This window comes from Achromobacter pulmonis (genome assembly GCF_002885955.2).
Taxonomy (GTDB): domain Bacteria; phylum Pseudomonadota; class Gammaproteobacteria; order Burkholderiales; family Burkholderiaceae_B; genus Achromobacter; species Achromobacter pulmonis_A.
The window spans coordinates 1-308 of record NZ_POQS01000101.1; the positions used below are offsets into that span (position 1 = coordinate 1).

General features: G+C 63.3%; 1 pseudogene. It reads right to left on the bottom strand.

Going from position 1 to position 308, the window contains the following annotated elements:
• Positions 1-308, bottom strand: a pseudogene (locus C1I89_RS33930) (IS21 family transposase); the annotation flags it as partial.

The following is a 308-nucleotide window of genomic DNA, read 5'->3' on the forward strand; positions in this document are numbered from 1 at the left end:
CGGGTTCGACTGTGAGCGAGAGCGCTTGGGGCGCCGTCAGCGGCGGTAGCGGTGTGCCGTCGAGCAGTCGGCTCAAGATGTTGAGAATGGTTTGCTTCGATGGCGTACCGGCCTCCAGCGCTAAGGTCACTGCGGCGAGGACCAGTTGCTCGTCATGCAACAAGACCAACGACAGGATCTCCACCATCTCTCTATCCCCGCCAGCGTGAGGCAGAAGCCGTGCCTGAAGTTGGCGAAATGCTTCCGGCAACGCGGTGAACGGCGCCCCATTGCGCAGCGCGCCAGGCTTGCGTTGCAGCACGGCGAGA